General features: G+C 72.8%; 14 protein-coding genes. 3 read left to right on the forward strand and 11 right to left on the reverse strand.

Features of this window, described 5'->3' with window-relative positions; genetic code table 11:
* Nucleotides 1-25: 25 nt before the first annotated feature.
* From FH610_RS06385 to FH610_RS06400, 4 genes are all read right to left on the reverse strand, one after another.
* Complete coding sequence (locus FH610_RS06385; RefSeq protein WP_139573362.1) at nt 26-1180, reverse strand: SIS domain-containing protein; 1155 nt, start codon at nt 1178-1180, stop codon at nt 26-28.
* 76 nt (nt 1181-1256) lie between these two features.
* The gene (locus tag FH610_RS06390; RefSeq protein WP_076432865.1) at nt 1257-1430 is read right to left on the reverse strand and encodes a Trm112 family protein; all 174 of its coding nucleotides are present in this window, start codon (nt 1428-1430) and stop codon (nt 1257-1259) included.
* 4 nt (nt 1431-1434) lie between these two features.
* Nucleotides 1435-2790 (reverse strand): phosphomannomutase/phosphoglucomutase, encoded by a 1356-nt coding sequence (locus tag FH610_RS06395; RefSeq protein WP_139573363.1) that lies wholly within the window; start codon nt 2788-2790, stop codon nt 1435-1437.
* Between the two features lie 118 nt (nt 2791-2908).
* The gene (locus FH610_RS06400; protein ID WP_139573364.1) at nt 2909-3274 is read right to left on the reverse strand and encodes a DUF3499 domain-containing protein; all 366 of its coding nucleotides are present in this window, start codon (nt 3272-3274) and stop codon (nt 2909-2911) included.
* 166 nt (nt 3275-3440) lie between these two features.
* Here FH610_RS06400 and FH610_RS06405 point away from each other — a divergent pair, with 166 nt between their 5' ends.
* The gene (locus tag FH610_RS06405; RefSeq protein WP_139573365.1) at nt 3441-3908 is read left to right on the forward strand and encodes a metallopeptidase family protein; all 468 of its coding nucleotides are present in this window, start codon (nt 3441-3443) and stop codon (nt 3906-3908) included.
* Between the two features lie 4 nt (nt 3909-3912).
* Here the strand turns inward: FH610_RS06405 and FH610_RS06410 are convergent, their stop codons facing one another.
* The 4 genes from FH610_RS06410 to FH610_RS06425 form a co-directional block, all read right to left on the reverse strand.
* Nucleotides 3913-5397, reverse strand: coding sequence for a DUF5719 family protein (locus FH610_RS06410; RefSeq protein WP_139573366.1), 1485 nt, complete (start codon nt 5395-5397; stop codon nt 3913-3915).
* On the reverse strand, nt 5394-8258 hold the full coding sequence (locus tag FH610_RS06415; protein WP_139573367.1) for a glycosyltransferase family 2 protein: 2865 nt from the start codon (nt 8256-8258) through the stop codon (nt 5394-5396). The genes FH610_RS06410 and FH610_RS06415 overlap by 4 nt, the downstream gene beginning before the upstream one ends.
* 154 nt (nt 8259-8412) lie before the next feature.
* Nucleotides 8413-8670: a WhiB family transcriptional regulator gene (locus FH610_RS06420; RefSeq protein WP_079313297.1), complete on the reverse strand. Its 258-nt coding sequence runs from the start codon at nt 8668-8670 to the stop codon at nt 8413-8415.
* A 192-nt stretch (nt 8671-8862) separates the two neighbouring features.
* Nucleotides 8863-10836: a sulfite exporter TauE/SafE family protein gene (locus FH610_RS06425; RefSeq protein WP_139573368.1), complete on the reverse strand. Its 1974-nt coding sequence runs from the start codon at nt 10834-10836 to the stop codon at nt 8863-8865.
* Between the two features lie 173 nt (nt 10837-11009).
* Between FH610_RS06425 and cofD the strand changes: the two genes are divergently transcribed.
* Both cofD and FH610_RS06435 read left to right on the forward strand, forming a co-directional pair.
* Entirely contained in the window at nt 11010-11948 is a 939-nt protein-coding gene (gene cofD / locus FH610_RS06430; protein WP_139573369.1) for a 2-phospho-L-lactate transferase, read from the forward strand.
* Between the two features lie 31 nt (nt 11949-11979).
* Complete coding sequence (locus FH610_RS06435; RefSeq protein ID WP_139573370.1) at nt 11980-13263, forward strand: coenzyme F420-0:L-glutamate ligase; 1284 nt, start codon at nt 11980-11982, stop codon at nt 13261-13263.
* Nucleotides 13264-13272: 9 nt separating this feature from the next.
* On the opposite strand, the gene FH610_RS06440 is transcribed toward FH610_RS06435, so the two are convergent.
* The 3 genes from FH610_RS06440 to FH610_RS06450 form a co-directional block, all read right to left on the reverse strand.
* Nucleotides 13273-13827, reverse strand: a complete 555-nt coding sequence (locus FH610_RS06440; protein ID WP_139573371.1) for an RICIN domain-containing protein — start codon at nt 13825-13827, stop codon at nt 13273-13275.
* 67 nt (nt 13828-13894) lie between these two features.
* Nucleotides 13895-15658 carry a substrate-binding domain-containing protein gene (locus FH610_RS06445; RefSeq protein ID WP_139573372.1) on the reverse strand — a complete coding sequence of 588 codons (1764 nt, stop codon included), beginning with the start codon at nt 15656-15658 and terminating at the stop codon, nt 13895-13897.
* Between the two features lie 113 nt (nt 15659-15771).
* On the reverse strand, nt 15772-18396 hold the full coding sequence (locus tag FH610_RS06450; protein ID WP_139573373.1) for a bifunctional FO biosynthesis protein CofGH: 2625 nt from the start codon (nt 18394-18396) through the stop codon (nt 15772-15774).
* Nucleotides 18397-18423 lie beyond the last annotated feature (27 nt).

Here is an 18423-nt window from a genome sequence, read left to right on the forward strand (position 1 = left end):
CTCATTTCAATCGGCCGAGGCGATCCTATTGGGAAATCCTGGCCTGGAGTTCCGTCGCCGCCGCGGCCGACGCCGGGTCCGTCCCGTACCCGAGAGCGAGGTAGACACTCGCGTAGTCGCACAGGCCGACCAGGGCGGCGAGCCGGTCCAGCGGGTGCACGCCCTCGGCCAGGATCTCGGACACCGGAACCCCCCGGTCCTCGGCCAGCCGTACGGCGGCCGTGCGGGACCTGGTCACCTGCGGGTGCTCCTCCACGTCGCGCAGCAGGAACAGGCGCAGGCGCGTGCCCTCCCCCGCCTCGTCGGCGAACGGGTCGGCGAAGATGTCCCGCCCGGCGAGAGGACCGTCGAACGTCACGATCTGATTGTGGGCGGCCTCGGGCAGCTCCCCCCAGATGGCCGGGTAGCCCGCGTCCTCGCTCAGCCGGTCGGCCAGGCGGTGGGCCGCCACCGCGGCCAGCGGCGAGGTGCCCCAGATGACCGGAAGCGTCCCGGCCAGGTCCATCGCCAGCGTCTTGCCGGGGTTGATGAACGACTCGCTCGACGGGCGGCACCGATGGGCCAGGTCCTCCAGCCGCTTGGCCACCGACTCGAACTCGCTCTCCCCGGCCGGGAGCAGCCCGAGCGCGGCCGCCGCCAGGATCGGCGGCACCATGAGCGACCACAGGGTGGCCCTCGGCTGCCCGGCCACCCCGGTCGCCCCGCCCACCGGCACGTACGGCCCGCCCGCGCGCTCGACCAGGGCCGACAGCGGCGTGTCGGGCGCGCCCGCGCCCACGAGCGCGCACCCGCGCCGTACGGCCTCGGCGGTCGCGGCGACGGTCTCCTCGGTCCTGCCGGAGCGGGAGACGGCGATGACGAGATCGGCGGCGCCGACCCAGCCGGGCAGCCGGTGGCCGCGCACCGTCACCACCGGGACCGGGGCGCCATACCGGCACAGCGCCTCGAGCACGTCGCCCACGAGGGCGGAGGCGCCCACGCCCGCCACGACGATCGCGCGGGGTCGGCCGTCCCGGCCGACCCGGGCCACGCCGTTCTCCACCGCCGATCGGTAGGCCGCCCGCACCTGGGCGGCCGACGACGCGACGGAGCGGAGCACGCCGGAGGGGTCGCCCTCCACCAGGTATGCCTGGTCGTCGAGCCGGTCGGGCTCGAACCGGGCCCCTCCGGCACCACTCATGCCACGCCCTCGCCTGGCGGCTCGGGCTGGCATTCGCGAATCGCACTGTGCTTATTGATTCGCTCGCTCCGCTCGCTCATGCCTTGCGGGCCTCGTCGACGAGGAGCACCGGGATGTCGTCACGCACCGGATAGACCAGCCCGCACGACTCCGAGGTGCAGGCCAGCTCGTCCGCGTCGGGCACCGCGCGGAGCGGGGACTTGCACGCCGGGCAGGCGAGGATGTCCAGCAGCCAGTCGTCGATCTTCAACTCGTCAGCTCCTTACAACGGCGAGCACTTCGTCTCGAACTGCGGCGACCTTCTCCTCGTCGGCGGCCTCCGCGTTGAGCCGGAGCAGCGGCTCGGTGTTGGACGGACGCAGGTTGAACCACCAGTCCGGACCGCTGACGGTGAGTCCGTCCAGCTCGTCGAAGGTAACACCCTCCCGGCCCGAGAAGGTCTCGCGTACCCGGGCCAGGGCGGCGGCCTGGTCCTCGACCCTGCTGTTGATCTCCCCGGAGGCGGCGTAGCGCGAGTACTGGGACAGCACCTCCGACAGCGGCCGGTCCTGCTCGCCCAGCGCGGCGAGCACGTGCAGGGCGGCCAGCATGCCCGAGTCGGCGAACCAGAAGTCGCGGAAGTAGTAGTGGGCCGAGTGCTCGCCGCCGAAGACGGCGCCGGTGCGGGCCATCTCCGCCTTGATGAACGAGTGGCCGACGCGGGTGCGGACGGGCTTGCCGCCGTGCTCGCCGACGATCTCCGGCACGCCCTTGGAGGTGATCAGGTTGTGGATGATCGTGGCGCCGGGGTTCTTGGCCAGTTCGCGCACCGCGACCAGCGCCGTGATCGTGGACGGCGGGACCGACTCGCCCCGCTCGTCGATGACCCAGCACCGGTCGGCGTCGCCGTCGAAGGCGATGCCGATGTCCGCGCCCTGCGAGACGACCGCCTTCTGCAGGTCGCGCAGGTTCTCCGGCTCGATCGGGTTGGCCTCGTGGTTGGGGAAGCTGCCGTCGAGCTCGAAGTAGAGCGGGGTCAGCTCGATCGGCAGGCCCTTGAAGACCTCCGGGACCGTGTAGCCGCCCATGCCGTTCCCGGCGTCCACGACCACCTTCAGCGGCCGGATGCCCGACAGGTCGACCAGCGTCTTCAAGTGGGCGGCGTAGCCTTCCAGCAGGTTCCGCTCGGTCACCGTGCCCTTGCCGGGCTCGCCCCCCAGTCCGGTGTCGAGCAGTTCGGCCGCGCGGTCGCGGATCTGCAGCAGGCCGGTGTCGGTGCCCACCGGCACGGCGCCCGCCCGGCACATCTTCATACCGTTGTACTTGGCCGGGTTGTGGCTCGCGGTGAACATGACGCCCGGCAGGTTGAGACTGCCGCTGGCGTAGTAGAGCATGTCGGTCGAGCCGAGCCCGGCGCTGATCACGTCGGCGCCCCGGGAGTTCGCGCCCCGCGCGAACGCCGCGGCCAGCGGGCCGGAGGAGGTGCGCATGTCGTGCGCCATCACCACCGAGGACGCGCCGGTCAGCTCGACGAAGGCCGCCCCGACGGCCTGTGCGATCTCCTCGTCGAGCTCGTCCGGCACCACGCCGCGCACGTCGTACGCCTTGAAGATCCTGCTGAGGTCGGCCACTGCACGCCCCTAAAAGTCGTTAAGTCTTCGCACCTGAGCCTATAGCGCCTGATTGCCCACGCAATGAGCCCTCCAACGCGCCGCGTGCGATCTCATCGCGGGGTGTTATCGCGGGGTGTCATCGCTCCCTGTTCGGCTGGGCGGACTTGAGCACCCGGAGGTGACCCCGGCGGCCCACCTCGACCGCCTGGCCGACGGGCTCGCCGGCGGCGGGAGCGGGGCGGGCGGCCTCGCGGACCGCGTTCGCCAAGGCCTCCAGATCGTCCCCGCTCGGGGAGACGGACTCGGACGGAAGGCGCACGACCTCCCATCCCCTGGGGGCGGTGAGCCGTTCCGCGTGCTCCGCGCACAGGTCGTAGCAGTGAGGCTCGACGTACGTCGCCAGAGGGCCGAGTACGGCGGTCGAGTCGGCGTAGACATACGTGAGTGTGAAGACGGCAGGCTGCCTGCAGGCGGTACGGGAACAGCTGCGGACGGGGCTCACGGAGGGACCGTATCCGGTCCGCGTTCACATTGCCACCACCCCGCCGCTCTTATTGAACGTGTCGCCACAATTCCGCGATCTCTGAAGTCGATATGACGTTGGTGGGCAAAGCGGACACGACCCACGGGAGCCACCGCACCGGTGGGCCGGGCTTTAAGCTGACTGCGTGAGCGATCGGAGCGGTGACAGGCCGGATCGAGGGCGGCGGGTGCGCCGGCGTGACCGGCACGGCCGCGGCATGCGCGGTCCCCTCGCGCCCTCGCACGTCCCCATCGCCAAGTCCCGCGGCGAGCGGTTCGACGACCTGGTGATCGACGCGGTCGACCGGCTCAAGCCGCGATGGGGCACCCAGCTCGCGTCGGTCGAGTTCGCGGTCGAGGAGGTGCCGCCGGCCGCGGAGCTGGTGGACGGTCCCGCCCGGCTGTCGTCCGACCCGATCCCGCTGGGACGGGCGGAGTCGGCCTCGGGGGACGAGCCCGCCACCGTCGTGCTGTACCGCCGCCCGCTGGAGGCCCGGGCCCGCGACCGCGACCAGCTCGGCACGCTGGTCCTCGACGTGGTCGTCGAGCAGGTTGCCAGCCTGCTGGGCCTCACGCCGGAGACGATCGACCCCGGCTACGACGACCGCCACTGAGGCTTCAGGGCAGCACGGCGCCCGGCGCGTCGACGGTCGGGGGCACCAGCGCCCAGGTCCTGGCCATGGCCAGCGGCTGCGCGGTGAGCAGCTGGCCGTCCTTGGCCCCCTCGTCGAGGACGCGCCCGCCGTACACGGGCCCCGAGCCCGGCATCGGCCGTACGACCACGCTGAAGCCGCCCTTGCTTCCCTTCGGCGGCGCGAGCCTGAGCTCCTTGGTGCGGGCGGCGGGCAGCTTCACCTCGACCGGGGCCGGCGCCGCACCCTTCGAGGGCACCAGCCGGACCTCCACGGTGGCCGCGGAGAAGGGCGCCGACAGCACCAGCCAGGAGGTCTGCTTGCCTTCCGCCCGGCCGTCCGCGACGACGCTGCCGAGGTCGACGGAGGCGGCGCCGGCCGTGAAGGCGACGTCCTGCCGCGCCCCCGTTCCGGTGATCTTGAGGCCCGCCACGATCGGGACGTCGGACTCCAGCACCAGCGCGGCCGGCTGCCCGCCGATCCCGGTGGACAGGTCGAGCGAGGCCGCCGATCCGGCCGGCACCTCGATCGTCTCCTTGTTCTTCAGCGCGTAGGAGCCGTCCTCCAGCACTGCTCGGATCCGCACGACCGTGTCCCGCTCCCCCGGCGTGGCGACGTACAGCTCCCGCTGGCCGGCGGTGCCGGGGATGCCGGGGACGACGACCCGGGTGGCGGGGGCGGCGGCGACGGGCAGCCAGTCGACGCCCCTGCCCTCACCCAGCACGGCCTTGACCGCGGCGGCCACCCGGCCGCTGCGCGTGCTCACCTGCAGGGCCATGATCAGCGGGGAGGGCGCGAGGTCGCGCAGCCTGATCACGCGGTGCTGGCCGGGCTTGACGACGACGCCGTTGCCGCGCTCGCTCAGCACCGGGCCTTCCCCGGAGTAGACCATGAACGAGACGACGGCCGGGGCCGCGTCGGGGTTGGCGAGGTAGAGGGTCATCTCCGCCGCGGCCGGCCCCGGCCCGACGAACCAGCTCTCCGCGCCCGGCTCGACGCACCGCACCCCGGCGAGCCCCCGCTGGGTGCCCGAGGTCTCCCTGACGGTCTGGGCGCTCTCCAGCCCGGCGGCCATCGAACCTGTGGCGTCGACCACGAGCGGGCCGCCTCCGGCGGCGATCTCGCGCTGCCACAGCAGGCCCGGCCGGTCGATCACGTCGTCCTTGCCGCCGGCCTTCTCCTCCGGAGTCTTGATCGCCGACAGGGTGGCGCTGCCCGGCCCCTGGCTCTGCTGTACCTGGTTCTGCTGTTCCTGGCTCTGCTGTTCCTGGTCGGGGGTCACCACGCTCACCCGGCTGCCGGACGGCGCGGGGCACACGGCGGTCACCGACTCCACCGGGGCCCTGACGGCCTGCGGACGCACCTGCGCGGCCGGCGCGGGCCGGCTGACGAAGGCCACGCCGTACAACGCGCCCAGCGCGACCAGCACCAGGGCGAGCAGGCCGAAGCGGTTCTCGATCAGTCTCCTCACGCGGGCACCCGATCTTTCCTGCCCTTGTCACCCTTCGCCCGGCGGCGGCCCCGCGGCCCCTCCTCGGCGGGCGCGTCGGCGTAGTCGACGTCCGGCTCCTTCGTACGGGCCCCGGGCGAGGCCAGGATCAGCACGAGCACGAGCAGCGCGCCCTGGGCCCACAGCCAGCCCCGATGCAGCGCGCCCGCGGTCGCCGGCGGCGGGGGCACCGTCACCTGGCCGGCCACGCGCCACAGGCCGCCCGTCTCCGAGAGGCTCACCCTGACCAGGGCGGGCTGCGAGTCGAGCGCCCGTTGCAGGGCGGGGTCGACGACGCCCGGCACCGTCACGAAGCGAACCCCGGACGACGCGAGCGTCTGGACGTACGTGCTGCCCCGGCCCGAGGCGAGCCCGGCGACCGCGGTCGTGAAACGATCGGTCGCCTCCCGGGGAGGTTCGAGGTCGGACTCGCCGATCAGCGGGCCCCGGCCCCGCATCAGCGTGTAGCCGACCCTGCCGTCCCTGGGACGCAGCAGGAGCGTGCCCTCGCCGGGCGCCGACTGGAGCGCGGCGAGCACCGGCACCGGGTCGCTCAGGTCGCTTCGCAGCGGGTCCTGCGCGCCTCTGGTCACCCACAACGCGGCGGCGGCGAGCGGGGTCGCGAAGGCGACCACGACGATCAGCATCGCGCCCAGGCGGCGCAGCCCGCCCGCGGCGCGGAACTCGGCGATCCGGTGCGCCTGGTGCCCCGCCGCCACCAGCAGGCCCGTCGCCGCGAACGCCAGCGGCACCCCCGGCCACGCGTCGTCGACCCGGCTGACCACGATCGCCACCAGGAGCCCGAAGAGCATGACGCCCCAGCCGATGGCGACGATCATCTGATGACGCCGCAGCAGCAGCGCGGCCAGCGCGACCGCGATCAGGCCCGCCGTCGCCCACACGGGCGGCACCCCCGGCCCGCCGGGGCTCAGCATGAGCAGGGAGTCGGCGCCGAGGCGGGGGGCGGTGAGGCGGCCGTCGTGCAGGCCTGATTCGAGCAGGATCCGTCCCGGCTCCCTGGCGATCTGCACCAGCCACGGGAACAGCAGGACGACCGGGGTGCCGAGGCCGATCACGAGCGACCGCCTGACGCCCCTGCGAATGCCTCCGAACGACACCGCGGCGAGCCCGCCGAGGATCGCCACCAGCACGTACACGAGCGGGACGAAGGCCGTGCCCACGGTCAGGAGCAGGCCGAAGCCCCAGGCCGCCCGCCGCGACCCGGCGATCACCCGCGTGGCGAGCGCCGCGTAGACGGGCAGCAGCACGATCACGATCGCGGTGCCGAGCCGCCCGCCCGCCACCACGCCCGTCGTGACCGGCAGCAGGGCGTAGGTGGCGGCCAGCCACACCCGCGCGGGCGTGTACGAGATCATCCGCTTGGTCGCCGCGTACGCCGAGATCCCGGCCAGCGGCACGCAGCCGAGCAGCACCACGGCCACGGCCAGCCACGTCTTGCCCAGCGCGACCGCCGACAGCCCGGCCAGCACGGCGACGTACGGCGGGGCCCAGGTCTGCGAGCCGAGCCCGGCGGCGTGGTGGTCTTCGATGTAGAGCCGCCACAGGTCGGACGCGCCCCCGGTGACCGGCACCAGAGCCCCGCCGCCCAGGTGTCCGTCGGAGGACAGGAGCCCGGGCAGCAGCGTCCTTTCGGCAGCCAGCGTGATCACCGCCAGGATCAGGCAGAGCACCACGCCCGGGCTGCTGAACACGCGCTGGACGCCGCCCGAGTCGGTCAGCAGTTCGTCGCCGTCGTCCTCCTGGGCGCGGTCCGCGGCCGCGTGGTGGCGGCCCGCCGAGTCCACCGGGCCGGCTCCGGCGAGGAAGCCCTGCACCATGTCGGCCAGCCGCCGGAACGCGGCGCCCGGCGGGGAGAGCTTGCGCCGGATCGCGGGCCAGCCCTGCTTCCTCCCCTTCCTCCTGGCCTTACGGGCCCGCCGCAGGCGCAGCGGATGGCCGAGGACCGAGCCGAGCGCGGCCAGTTCGTCGAGGGCGTTGGCCGGCTGCTTGGCCAGCAGGAGCAGCAGGACCCGCAGCGCGGACCCGAAGACGTTGCGCAGCACCGACCGCACGAGCGCGCCGAACGGCAGGTTCGCCATCAGGACGAACAGGCCGTTGCGCCGGTCGAGCCTGCGCGGGTGCTCCTCGCTGGTGGCGATCCTGCGGCGCCGCCGCGCCGACGCCTCGGCGTGCCAGGCCACCGCGTCGCTCACGTTCAGCACGCGGTGCCCGGCCGTACGGGCCCGCCAGCACAGGTCGAGGTCGTCGCGGAACAGCGGCAGCGCGGTGTCGAGGCCGGACAGCTCGTCCCATACGTCCCTGCGGATGAGCATGCCGGCCGTGGAGACCGACAGGACGTCGGCGATCCCGTCGTGCTGGCCCTGGTCGTACTCCCTCGGCTCCAGGCCGGTGTCGCGCCGTCCCGACCTGCTGACGGTCACGCCCATCTCGAGCAGCACCCGCCGGTCGAGCCAGTCGCGCAGCTTGGGGCCGAGGATGGCGGCCTTGGGATCCTGCTCGGCGGCCCACAGCAGGGCCTGCAGCGCGTGCGCGTCGGGCACGCAGTCGTCGTGGAGCAGCCAGACCCATTCCTGACCGGGCGCGGGCGGCAGCCGCCGCAGCACCTCGTGGACGGCCTCGCCGAACCCGGTGGACCGGGGCAGGGTCAGCACGTTGCCCGAGCCGAACGCCTCGGTCAGCAGGGTCCCACTGCCGTCACGGCTGCCGTTGTCGACGCCGACGACACGGTCGAGAGGCCGGGTCTGGCGCAGCACCGCCGCCAGCGTCTCCTTGAGCCAGCGGGCGCCGTCGTGGGCGACGACGATCGCGGTCACCGAGTGCACGTCGAGTCCTAGGGGGGTCGTACGGCTGAGCGCCGACCACGATACGGCAACCCGGACTCACCCGATCACATCCAGGCGAAACAGGATGTCAGCAGCAACCCAGACATGAGTGCGGGGCCGCGCGCACGAACGCACGGCCCCGTCGGCGTCGTCGTCAGACGGCCTGGCGCTTGATCTTGCGCCTTTCCCGCTCGGACAGGCCGCCCCAGATGCCGAAACGCTCATCATGCTGAAGCGCGTATTCAAGGCACTCGGCGCGCACCTCACACGAACGGCACACCTTCTTTGCTTCCCTGGTGGAACCGCCCTTTTCAGGAAAGAACGCCTCAGGATCGGTCTGCGCACACAAAGCGCGCTCCTGCCACCCAAGATCTTCACCATCGAGCGCCTGTGCCATGACCAGATCGGTCATTGCACACCTCCCTGTCGCTCGCCCGCCCACATGGAGCCCCCCATAAAAACGCCTGCCCTATACCCACCCTTGGGAAGGCGTAACAACATGTCTGTAATTACACGCGCGTGGCGTGTGTGGCGTCAAGCGGCATAACGATACCCGGGGAAAGACCTGCTCGCCCCGGTTCGTACGCCCCGATCTACGGTCCTATCAGCGTTCGGAACCATACCAAGGGAGGTTGGGGTCGGTTCCGCGGCCTGCCTGATCGGGGGCGGAACCTTCCTCATACTTTGCCTGCGACCGATCCGGCGTGTAGATGGCCGTCGGGTCGAGCGGCTCCTCCCTGCGCAGGGGGTCGCTGAGCGGGTCTCCCGTGTAGCCGGAGGGGTCGAAGCGGAGCGTCTGGTCGGCGGGGCCGGGCGCCGGGGGCTGGAACGGCGCTGGCTCGGACTGGGGGTGACCGAGCGGGTTGTCGTAGTACTCCGGCATGTCCTGCGGACCGGTGGGGTGGTCGGGCAGGGCGCCCTTCTGGTAGCTCTGCGCCTGCTGGTAGGCCTGCGCGAGCTGCTGCTCCCGCGGGTCGGCCGGGCCTTCGTACGCGGGGGGAGCGTCGAAGGCCGGGCCGCCGGCCGTGTGCTCGGCGGCCTGGTGTGCGTACGCCTGGCCCGAGTAGCCGGAGAACGGCGAGCCCTGTCCGTACGGCTGGTCCTGCTCGTACGGCCTGGCCTCGGGGGCCGGGCTGTAGGAGGAGGGCTGACCGTAACCGCGGGGGTCGGGCGCGGCGGGGGCAATGGGCGCGGCGGGGGGAGCGCTCGGGAACTGCCCGTAGCCACCGGAGTCCGTCTGCTGGCCCGCGTAGCCGTACTGGTCGAACACCGGGCCCTGCGGCGGCGGGGAGTAGTCGGGCCGCTGGGGCGCCGCCACCTCGGGCTGCGCGCCGTACGCGCCGTAATCGGGGTAGTGCGCGCCGGTCTGGACGTCCTGCAGCGACGGCTGGGGCTGCTGCTGCGCCTGCCCGTGGCCGGGGCCCAGAGCGGAAGCCGGGGCGGGAGCGGGGGCGCCCGCCTGTCCGAACGGCGGGGGCTGCGGGGCGGTCGGGGCGGGACTGTAGGAGGGCTGCGGCTCGTATTCCTGGCCGTAGACGTCCTGGGGCCGCTCCTGGCCGAAGGCCCCCTGGCCCCGATCCTGGGCGTACTGGTCCTGGCCGTACTGCCGCTCCTGGGCGTACTGGTCCTGCGCGTACTGGTCCTGGCCGTACTGGCGCTCCTGGGCGTACTGCTGGTGCTCGGCGTAGCGGTGCTCGGCGGGCGGCAGCTGGGGGTGGGCCGGCGCCGGCGCGCTCTGCCCGTACGCGGGCCCCTGCGGCTGGCCCTGCGGCTGGCCCTGGGGCTGGCCCTGGTGGGGGGCGTCGTACTGGCCAGAGTGCGGGACGTTCTGCGGCGGGGTCTGGGGGACGTTCTGCCCGGGCAGGGGGTTGTTCTGCGGGTCGCCCGGGGCGGGGTGGCCGAACTGCTGCTGACCGGGAACCTGCTGACCGGGCACCTGCTGACCGGGCATCGGGCCGGGGTTGGGGCTGTGGGCCGGCGCGCCCGCACCTGCCGATCCGGGAACCTCGCCGTACCCCTGCGGCGCGTGATGACCCTGCGGGGCATGAGGGCCTTGCGGGCCCTGCGGCAGCGCCGGAGCGTACGACTGGGGCGGGTAGGCGTCCTCGCGCCTGCCGAAGTAGTCGCCCGCCGGTTCCCTGGCGGGCTGGAGCGCCGATGCCGTGCTCAGCGCGAACAGCACGCCGAAGACGGCGAGCGCGACCATCGGCAGTCCGGTGATCAGGTATTCGAACCGGTCGCGGAACGTGGCCAGGTCGCCCACGAGCACGCCCAGCACACCGATCACGCCGAAGACGATGCCGAGACCGAGCGATCCGGCCGCGCCGAGCGCCACCAGACGGGCCCGGGGGGTGGGCGCGCCGGCCTTGGCGACGAGCAGCACGGCGCCGAACGCGAGCGCGGTCGAGACCGGGGACACGAGGGAGTACAGGCTCGCCGCCGCGCGAACGCCGAACGTGCTGCTCAGCGAGGAACCGATCAGCATGCGCGCGATGCTGACGAGGACGCTGGTGATCACCACCGCGAGCATCGTCCACGCGGCCGGCTCGCGGAGCCGGCCGGTATCGACCTTGAGCACGACTACCCCCATCGGTCCAAACGGCACTCGGGGGAAGTTTTGCACATGTCTGACTTAAGCGTCGGCAGACCCAAGAACCTCACAAGCCAAACACACCCTACATATCGGCGTTCATCCCGCTCCTGGGGGTGGGTGTCGGCGATCCCTCGGGCGGCCGGTGGAAGACTGGCGGCATGCGCATCGTGTCCCTCGCCGGAGGAATCGGCGGCGCCCGGTTCCTCCGAGGTCTCAAGGCCGCGACCCCCGATTCCGAGATCACCGTGATCGGCAACACCGGCGACGACATCACCCTCTTCGGCCTGCGCGTGTGCCCAGACCTCGACACGGTCATGTACACGCTGGGCGGCGGCATCAACGAGGAACAGGGCTGGGGGCGGGCCGCTGAAACGTTCACGGTGAAGGAGGAGCTCGCCGCCTACGGCATGGAGCCGCAGTGGTTCGGCCTCGGCGACCGGGACTTCGCCACCCACATCATCCGCAGCCAGATGCTGGCGGCCGGTTATCCGCTCTCTCAGGTGACCGAGGCCCTGTGCGACCGGTGGCGGCCAGGGGTGCGGCTGCTGCCGATGTCGGACGACCGCACCGAGACCCACGTGGTCGTCTCCGACGAGGACGGCAGGAGGGCCGTCCACTTCCAGGAGTGGTGGGTGCGGCTGCGCGCCTCCGTGCCGGCCGAGCAGATCGTGCTCGTCGGCGCGGACGAGGCCCGTCCCGCGCCCGGCGTGCTCGACGCCGTCGCGGCGGCGGATGTCGTCATCCTCCCGCCGTCGAACCCGGTCGTCAGCATCGGCACGATCCTCCAGATCCCGGGCATCCGGGCGGCTCTGGAGGACAAGACGGTCGTCGGCGTCTCCCCGATCATCGGCGGCGCGCCGGTGCGCGGCATGGCCGACGCCTGCCTGACGGCGATCGGCGTCGAGACGAGCGCCCAGGCCGTCCTGGAGCTGTACGGCTCCGCGCTGCTCGACGGCTGGCTCGTGGCCGAGGAGGACAAGGGCGTGGCGCTCGACGGCGTGGTGGTCGAGGCGCGCCCGCTCCTGATGAGCGACCCCGAGGCCACGAGGGACATCGCCGCCGCGGCCCTCGCCCTGGCCCGATCCCTCGCGTCCTGAACCGATGCCAGAACAGATGCCAGAGGAGCCCATGCCCCAGATCACTGTCAGCGGCGTGCCCGGCCTGCCCGAGGTGCGTCCCGGCGACGACATCGCCCTGCTCGTGGCGCAGGCCGCGCCCGACCTCCGGGACGGCGACATCCTGGTCGTGACCTCCAAGATCGTAAGCAAGGCCGAAGGCCGCATCCGCCAGGACAGCAGCCGTACGGCCGCGATCGAGGAGGAGACCGAGCGCGTGGTCGCGCGGCGCGGTGACACGGTCATCGCGCAGACGCGGCACGGCTTCGTGATGGCCGCGGCCGGCGTCGACGCCTCCAACACCTCCCCCGGCACCGTGCTGCTGCTGCCCGAGGACCCGGACGCCTCGGCGGGCCGGATCCGCAGGGGGCTGCGCGAGCGGCTCGGCGTGCGGGCCGGGGTGATCGTCTCCGACACGTTCGGCCGGCCCTGGCGGCACGGCCTGACCGACGTCGCCATCGGCGCGGCCGGCGTGCGCCCCCTGGAGGACCTGCGCGGCGGCGCCGACGGCTACGGCAACCCGCTCAACGCCACCGTCACGGCGCTGGCCGACGAGATCGCGGCGGCGGGCGACCTGGCGAAGGGCAAGCTGTCCGGCGTTCCGGTGGCCGTCGTCCGAGGGCTGGGCGACCTGGTGACCGACGAGGACGGCCCGGGCGGGCGGGTCCTCGTCCGCCCCGCCGACGAGGACATGTTCCGGTACGGCTCGGCCGACGTCGTCTTCGCCCGCCGCACGATCCGGGAGTTCTCCGCCGCCGAGGTGGACCCCGCGGCCGTACGGCGGGCCGTGGCCGCCGCCGTCGCCGCGCCCGCCCCGCACCACACCACGCCGTGGCGGTTCGTGCTGTTGGAGACCCCGCGGGCGCGTACGGAACTGCTCGACGCGATGCGGGACGCCTGGATCGAGGACCTGCGCTCCGACGGCTTCTCCGAGGAGTCGATCGCCCGGCGGATCCGGCGCGGCGACGTGCTGCGGAACGCGCCCTACCTGGCGGTGCCGTGCCTGGTGATGGACGGCTCGCACACCTACAGGGACGAGCGCAGGAACGCCGCCGAGCGGGAGATGTTCGTGGTGGCCACCGGCGCCGGCGTGCAGAACTTCCTGGTCCAGCTCGCCGTGCAGGGGCTGGGCTCGGCGTGGGTGTCGTCCACGATGTTCTGCCGTGACGTGGTGCGCAAGGTGCTCGACCTGCCGCAGAACTGGGACCCGATGGGCGCCGTGGCCATCGGCCATCCCGCCGCGCCGCCGAAGGACCGGCCGCCGCGCGACCCGGCCGACTTCCACGTCACGAGGTGAGCGCCGGAATCACTGCCGCTCCATGTACCACTCCTGGTCCGCGAGGGTGTTGCACGTCCACTGGATGGCCTTCTTCCCGTTGCGGACCTCCCCCTTGCCGATGGCCAGGCACAGCCCGGTGGCGCGGTTCTGCAGGCGTCGCATGTCGTCGCGGACCCACTCCTGCTCCGCGCCGCCGTCTGTGCAGGGCCATTGGATGACGTACGCGCCCTTGCGGGTCTCGCCGCCGCCGATAGCAAGGCACATGCCGGTCTTGGCGTTCACAAGGCGGTGGCCGGAGTAGATCCACCTCTGGTCCTTCAGGCCGTTGCAGGTCCACTGGATGACCTTCTTCCCGGCCCTGACCTCGCCCTTGCCGATGGCCAGGCACAGACCGGTCTTCGCGTTCCTGAGCTGCCGGCCCTGTGTGGCCAATGTCTGTGTCGCCGATGTCTGTGTCGCCGATGTCCGGGCGGCCGCGGCGGAGGCGGGCGCGGCGGAGGCGGGCGCGGCGGAGGCGGGCGCGGCGACGGACACGCAGGCCACCGCGGCCGTCAGGCCGGCGGCGAGGAGCTTCTTCACCACGGTCGATCCCTTCGGTCGATCTGCTTCGCCGGATTAGATGCCGATCGTGGTGAAGTGGTTGTGCTTTTCAGCGATTCGAGCAAGTCGGGTGGCACAGCCGCCGGGCCAGCGCCGACAGGAACACGTCGATGATCTGGCCCGGCTCCTGGGCCACGTAGAGCTGCCCGTTGGTGGCGGAGACGATCTCGTCGAGCGCCTGCCGGTCGGCGGCCTTGCCGAACGCGACCACGATGATCTGCACCGGCTTGTCCGGGTCCCACTCCTTGCGCAGCCTGTCGACGAGGTCGCGCCGCGAGACGCCCTTCCCGTCGTCCACGCCCGCGGTGAGCACCAGCAGGGCGTTGCTCATCAGGGGGTCGTAGCCCTTCGACACCGACCGGAAGCCCGTGTCGATCGCGTCGTACAGCGAACTGCTGCGGTCGCCGAGCGCCTTGATGCCGTCGGCCACCCGGAACAGGGCGGTCCTGCGGATCTCCTCCTGGCCGTCGTCGGGCTTGGTGATCGGGCCGAGGCCGATGAGTTCGCGATGGTCCGCGCCGTCCTTCAGGTCGCGGGCGAACTCCCACAGGCCCATGTGGGTCTCGTTCGGGAACAGCTGCAGGCCGAGCTTGGCCGCCTCGACCGCGACGTCCAGCCGGGTCTTCCCGCCCGCGCCCTTCGGCCCGTCGATCGGCTCGGCGTTCTCCTTCGACACGTCGGCCAGCACGAGGAGCCGGCTCGGCGGGGCCAGCCTGCTCCACGCCTCCAGCGCCTCGTCGATCACCTCGGCCGTGATCGACGGCCGCGGGCGCGGCAGTTCGGTCGAGATGCCCGCACCGCTGTCGAACGGCGGCTGCCCGTCGGCGCCGCGGAACCCGGCCTTCCGCACGGCCTCCTGCGTCGCCGCCGACCGCAGCCACGCCGCGAACAGCCGCGAGGCCGCCGCCCGGTCGGGGTCCGCGGCCGTCACGACGTACGGATAGTCGAGGTTGATCGTGCCCTCCTTCGGCTGGAGGGCGACCACGGGCTCCGCGCCGCTCCCGCGGTTGTGCGCCCACACCGACTGCTCGGGGACGATCACCACGGGACGCGACCAGAATCCGGGGGCGTCCACCGCGCCGAGCATGCTGCGGTAGTCGGGGGCCGATCCCGACTGCGCCATGCGCACGAACGCCGTGAGGTCGCGGTCGGCCTTCTCGCCCGTGCCGACGATGTCACGGGCCGCCGCGACGGTCGCGATCCCCGCCCCCGAGACCGACGGGTCGGGGATGCGTACGATGTCGGGCTCGTGCTCGGTGGGCTGGAGGCGTCCCCGCACCGTGGCGGGGAAGACCATGTCCCAGCTCATGGCCGTCCCCCCGGCGGCGAACCGCTCGGCGAGCGAGCGCCGGGTGGCGAAGACCAGCGGGGAGGTCGCGACCACGGTCTCGTCTGCGGCGATGTCCTGCCCGCCCTGCTTGCGGGCCAGCCGCACCCACACGGAGGAGTCGGCGATCCATCCGTCCGGGCGGTCGGGCAGGACGCCGGCCCGGTCGCCGATCAGCGTGCGGAGCACCGGCGCCGGGGGCTGCTCGGCCACCTGGACCTGGACGCACCGTCCCTCCACCCCCGCGCCGGAGGCGTTGAACCGCTCGGCCGCGTCCATCACCGGCGGCGCGACGTCCACGGCGGCCGCGACGCTCACGAGGATCGGATCCCGGGCGGAACACGTTCCCGTCGAGCGCGTGAGGAAGAGGACGCCCCCCGCCGCGACGATCGCCACTGCCGCCAGGGCCGCGACCACGCCCTTCCACCTGGCCTGCCTGCGGCGCCGCTCGACGGCGAAGGCGGCGCGGTGACGACCGGACGGCACGGTGCGGGTCCTTCCCAGTTCTCATGACCGGTGCAGCGGCATTGTGATTCTGCCCATCCCCCCCGCGTGCGGCGCAAGAGCGAAATAGAACTTGTTATATACAGCGCGTCCAATTACTCCCGACGCACGACGGGCGAGACCGTGAGCAGCGGCCCGCGGACCGACTGGCACACTCCGTCGCTGCGCCGGGCCGCCTCGGCCCGCTCCTCGCTCGGCCGGCCGTACGACGTGGTGCGCTGGCGCAGCGGACGGCCGGTCGGCGCGACCATGGCCGCGATCTCGCTGATCGTCTTGTAGGAGCCGTTCTCCGAGCCGGCCATCCGGCTGATCGTCTCCTCCATGAGCGTGCCGCCGAGGTCGTTCACGCCTCCGGCGAGCACGTCCCGGCACAGGTCGTCGCGAAGCTTCACCCAGGAGCACTGGATGTTGCGGATCGCGCCGTGCAGCATGATCCGCGCCAGGGCGTGGACGGCCCGGTTCTCCCGCGCGGTCGGCCCCGGCCTGGCGATCCCCGCCAGGTAGATCGGGGCGCTGTGGTGCACGAACGGCAGCAGCACGAACTCGCTGAACCCGCCCGTCTCCTCCTGGATCGAACGGATCAGCCGGATGTGGCGCACCCAGTGCTCGTGGGTGTCCACGTGGCCGTACATCATGGTCGAGGTCGTCGGGACGCCGACCCGGTGGGCGGTGGTGATGACCTCGATCCACTCCCGGGCGGGCAGCTTGCCCTTGGTCAGCACCCACCGCACGTCGTCGTCGAGGATCTCGGCGGCCGTGCCGGGCAGCGAGTCGACCCCCGCCTCCCGCGCCGCGTGCAGCCACTCCTCGACCGACAGGTTCGTACGGCTCGCGCCGTTGACGACCTCCATCGGCGAGAACGCGTGCACGTGGATCTCGGGGCAGCGTTCCTTTACCGCGCGGGCGATGTCGAAATAGGCCGTGCCGGGCAGGTCGGGGTGGATGCCGCCCTGCATGCACACCTCGGTCGCCCCGGCCTCCCACGCCTCCTGCGCCCGGTCGGCCACCTCGCTCAGCGACAGGGTGTAGGCGTCGGCGTCGGTGCGCCGCTGGGCGAACGCGCAGAAGCGGCAGCCGGTGTAGCAGACGTTGGTGAAGTTGATGTTCCGGTTGACGACGTAGGTGACGTCGTCGCCCACCGCCTCGCGGCGCAGCCCGTCGGCGATCCGGCACAGCTCCTCCAGGCCGGCGTCGTCGGCGCCCGCCCCCGACTGGTCCCCGGCGAGGTCGAGCAGCGTCAGCGCCTGCTCGTCGGTCAGCCGCGCCGGGTCCGCCTCGGCCTGCCGCAGCGCCTCCCGCACGTCCGCCCTCACGGCCCCGTCTCGTCCGCCGCTGGGCAGACGCTCGCGCAGGGCGTCCCAGTCGCCGTACACGCTGTCGAAGTCGGCGCGGCGGTCGCCCGTCCGGCCCTCGGCGTCGACGGCGGTGTGCAGGTCGGCCCGTCCGCCGGTGACGAGGCCGCCGTCGGGCTCCTGCCACGGACGGCCCGCGAGCACGGCGTCCTCCCGCGCGAGCCCGGTGGCGGGGTCGGCCAGCGCCGCGACGTGCTCGGTGAGCCGGGGGTCGAGCCACGGCTCCCCCGCGAGCACATACTCGGGATAGATCGTGAGGCGCTCGCGCAGCCTGAACCCGGCGGTGGCGGTCCGCGCCGCCAGGTCGTCGATCTGCGGCCACGGGCGCTCGGGGTTGACGTGGTCGGGCGTGAGCGGGGACACGCCGCCCCAGTCGTCGATGCCCGCCCGCAGCATCAGCGCGTACTCCTCGCCGATCAGGTTGGGCGGCGCCTGCACGCGAACCTTCGGGCCGAGCACGAGCCGCGTCACCGCGATCGTCGCGGCCAGCTCGTGCAGGTCGGCGTCGGGCATTCCGCGCATGGCCGTGTCGGGCTTGGCGCGGAAGTTCTGGACGATGACCTCCTGGATGCCGCCGTACTCCCTGGCCACCCGGCGGATCGCGAAGATCGACTCGGCTCGCTCCTCGATCGTCTCGCCGATGCCGATCAGCAGGCCCGTAGTGAACGGCACGCTGGAGCGGCCGGCGTCCTCCAGCACGCGCAGCCGTACGTCCGGGTCCTTGTCGGGAGAGCCGTAGTGGGCCTCGCCCTTCTCGGTGAACAGCCGCCGTGAGGTGGTCTCCAGCATCATGCCCATCGAGGGCGCGACCGGCTTGAGCCGCTGCAGGTCCTTCCAGGTCAGGACGCCGGGGTTGAGGTGGGGCAGCAACCCCGTCTCCTCCAGCACCCGGATGGCCATCGCCCGGACGTACGACAGCGTGTCGTCGTACCCGTGGGCGTCGAGCCACTCGCGCGCCTGGTGCCACCGGTCCTCCGGCCGGTCGCCGAGCGTGAACAGCGCCTCCTTGCAGCCCATCGCCGCGCCCTGGCGGGCGATCTCCAGCACCTCGTCGGGGGACAGAAAGGCGCTGGGCAGCTTGTGCGGCGCGGTGGCGAACGTGCAGTAGCCGCATCGGTCCCGGCACAGCCGGGTCAGCGGGATGAACACCTTGCGGCTGTAGGTGATGACGCCGGGCCGTCCGGCGGCCTCCAGTCCCGCGTCCCTGACCCGCGAGGCGTGCGCGAGCAGGGCGTCCAGGTCGTCGCCGCGGGCGCGCAGCAGGATCGCCGCCTCGGCGAGGTCGAGGGTCTTGCCGTCCCTGGCCCGCGCGAGGGCCCGGCGGGTGCCGCTGTCGGAGCTGACGTTCGGGGGTCGCTTCGCCGTCATACGCCGCACCCTATGAGGCGTGGGTCC

The organism is Microbispora catharanthi (assembly GCF_006334915.2).
Taxonomy (GTDB): domain Bacteria; phylum Actinomycetota; class Actinomycetes; order Streptosporangiales; family Streptosporangiaceae; genus Microbispora; species Microbispora catharanthi.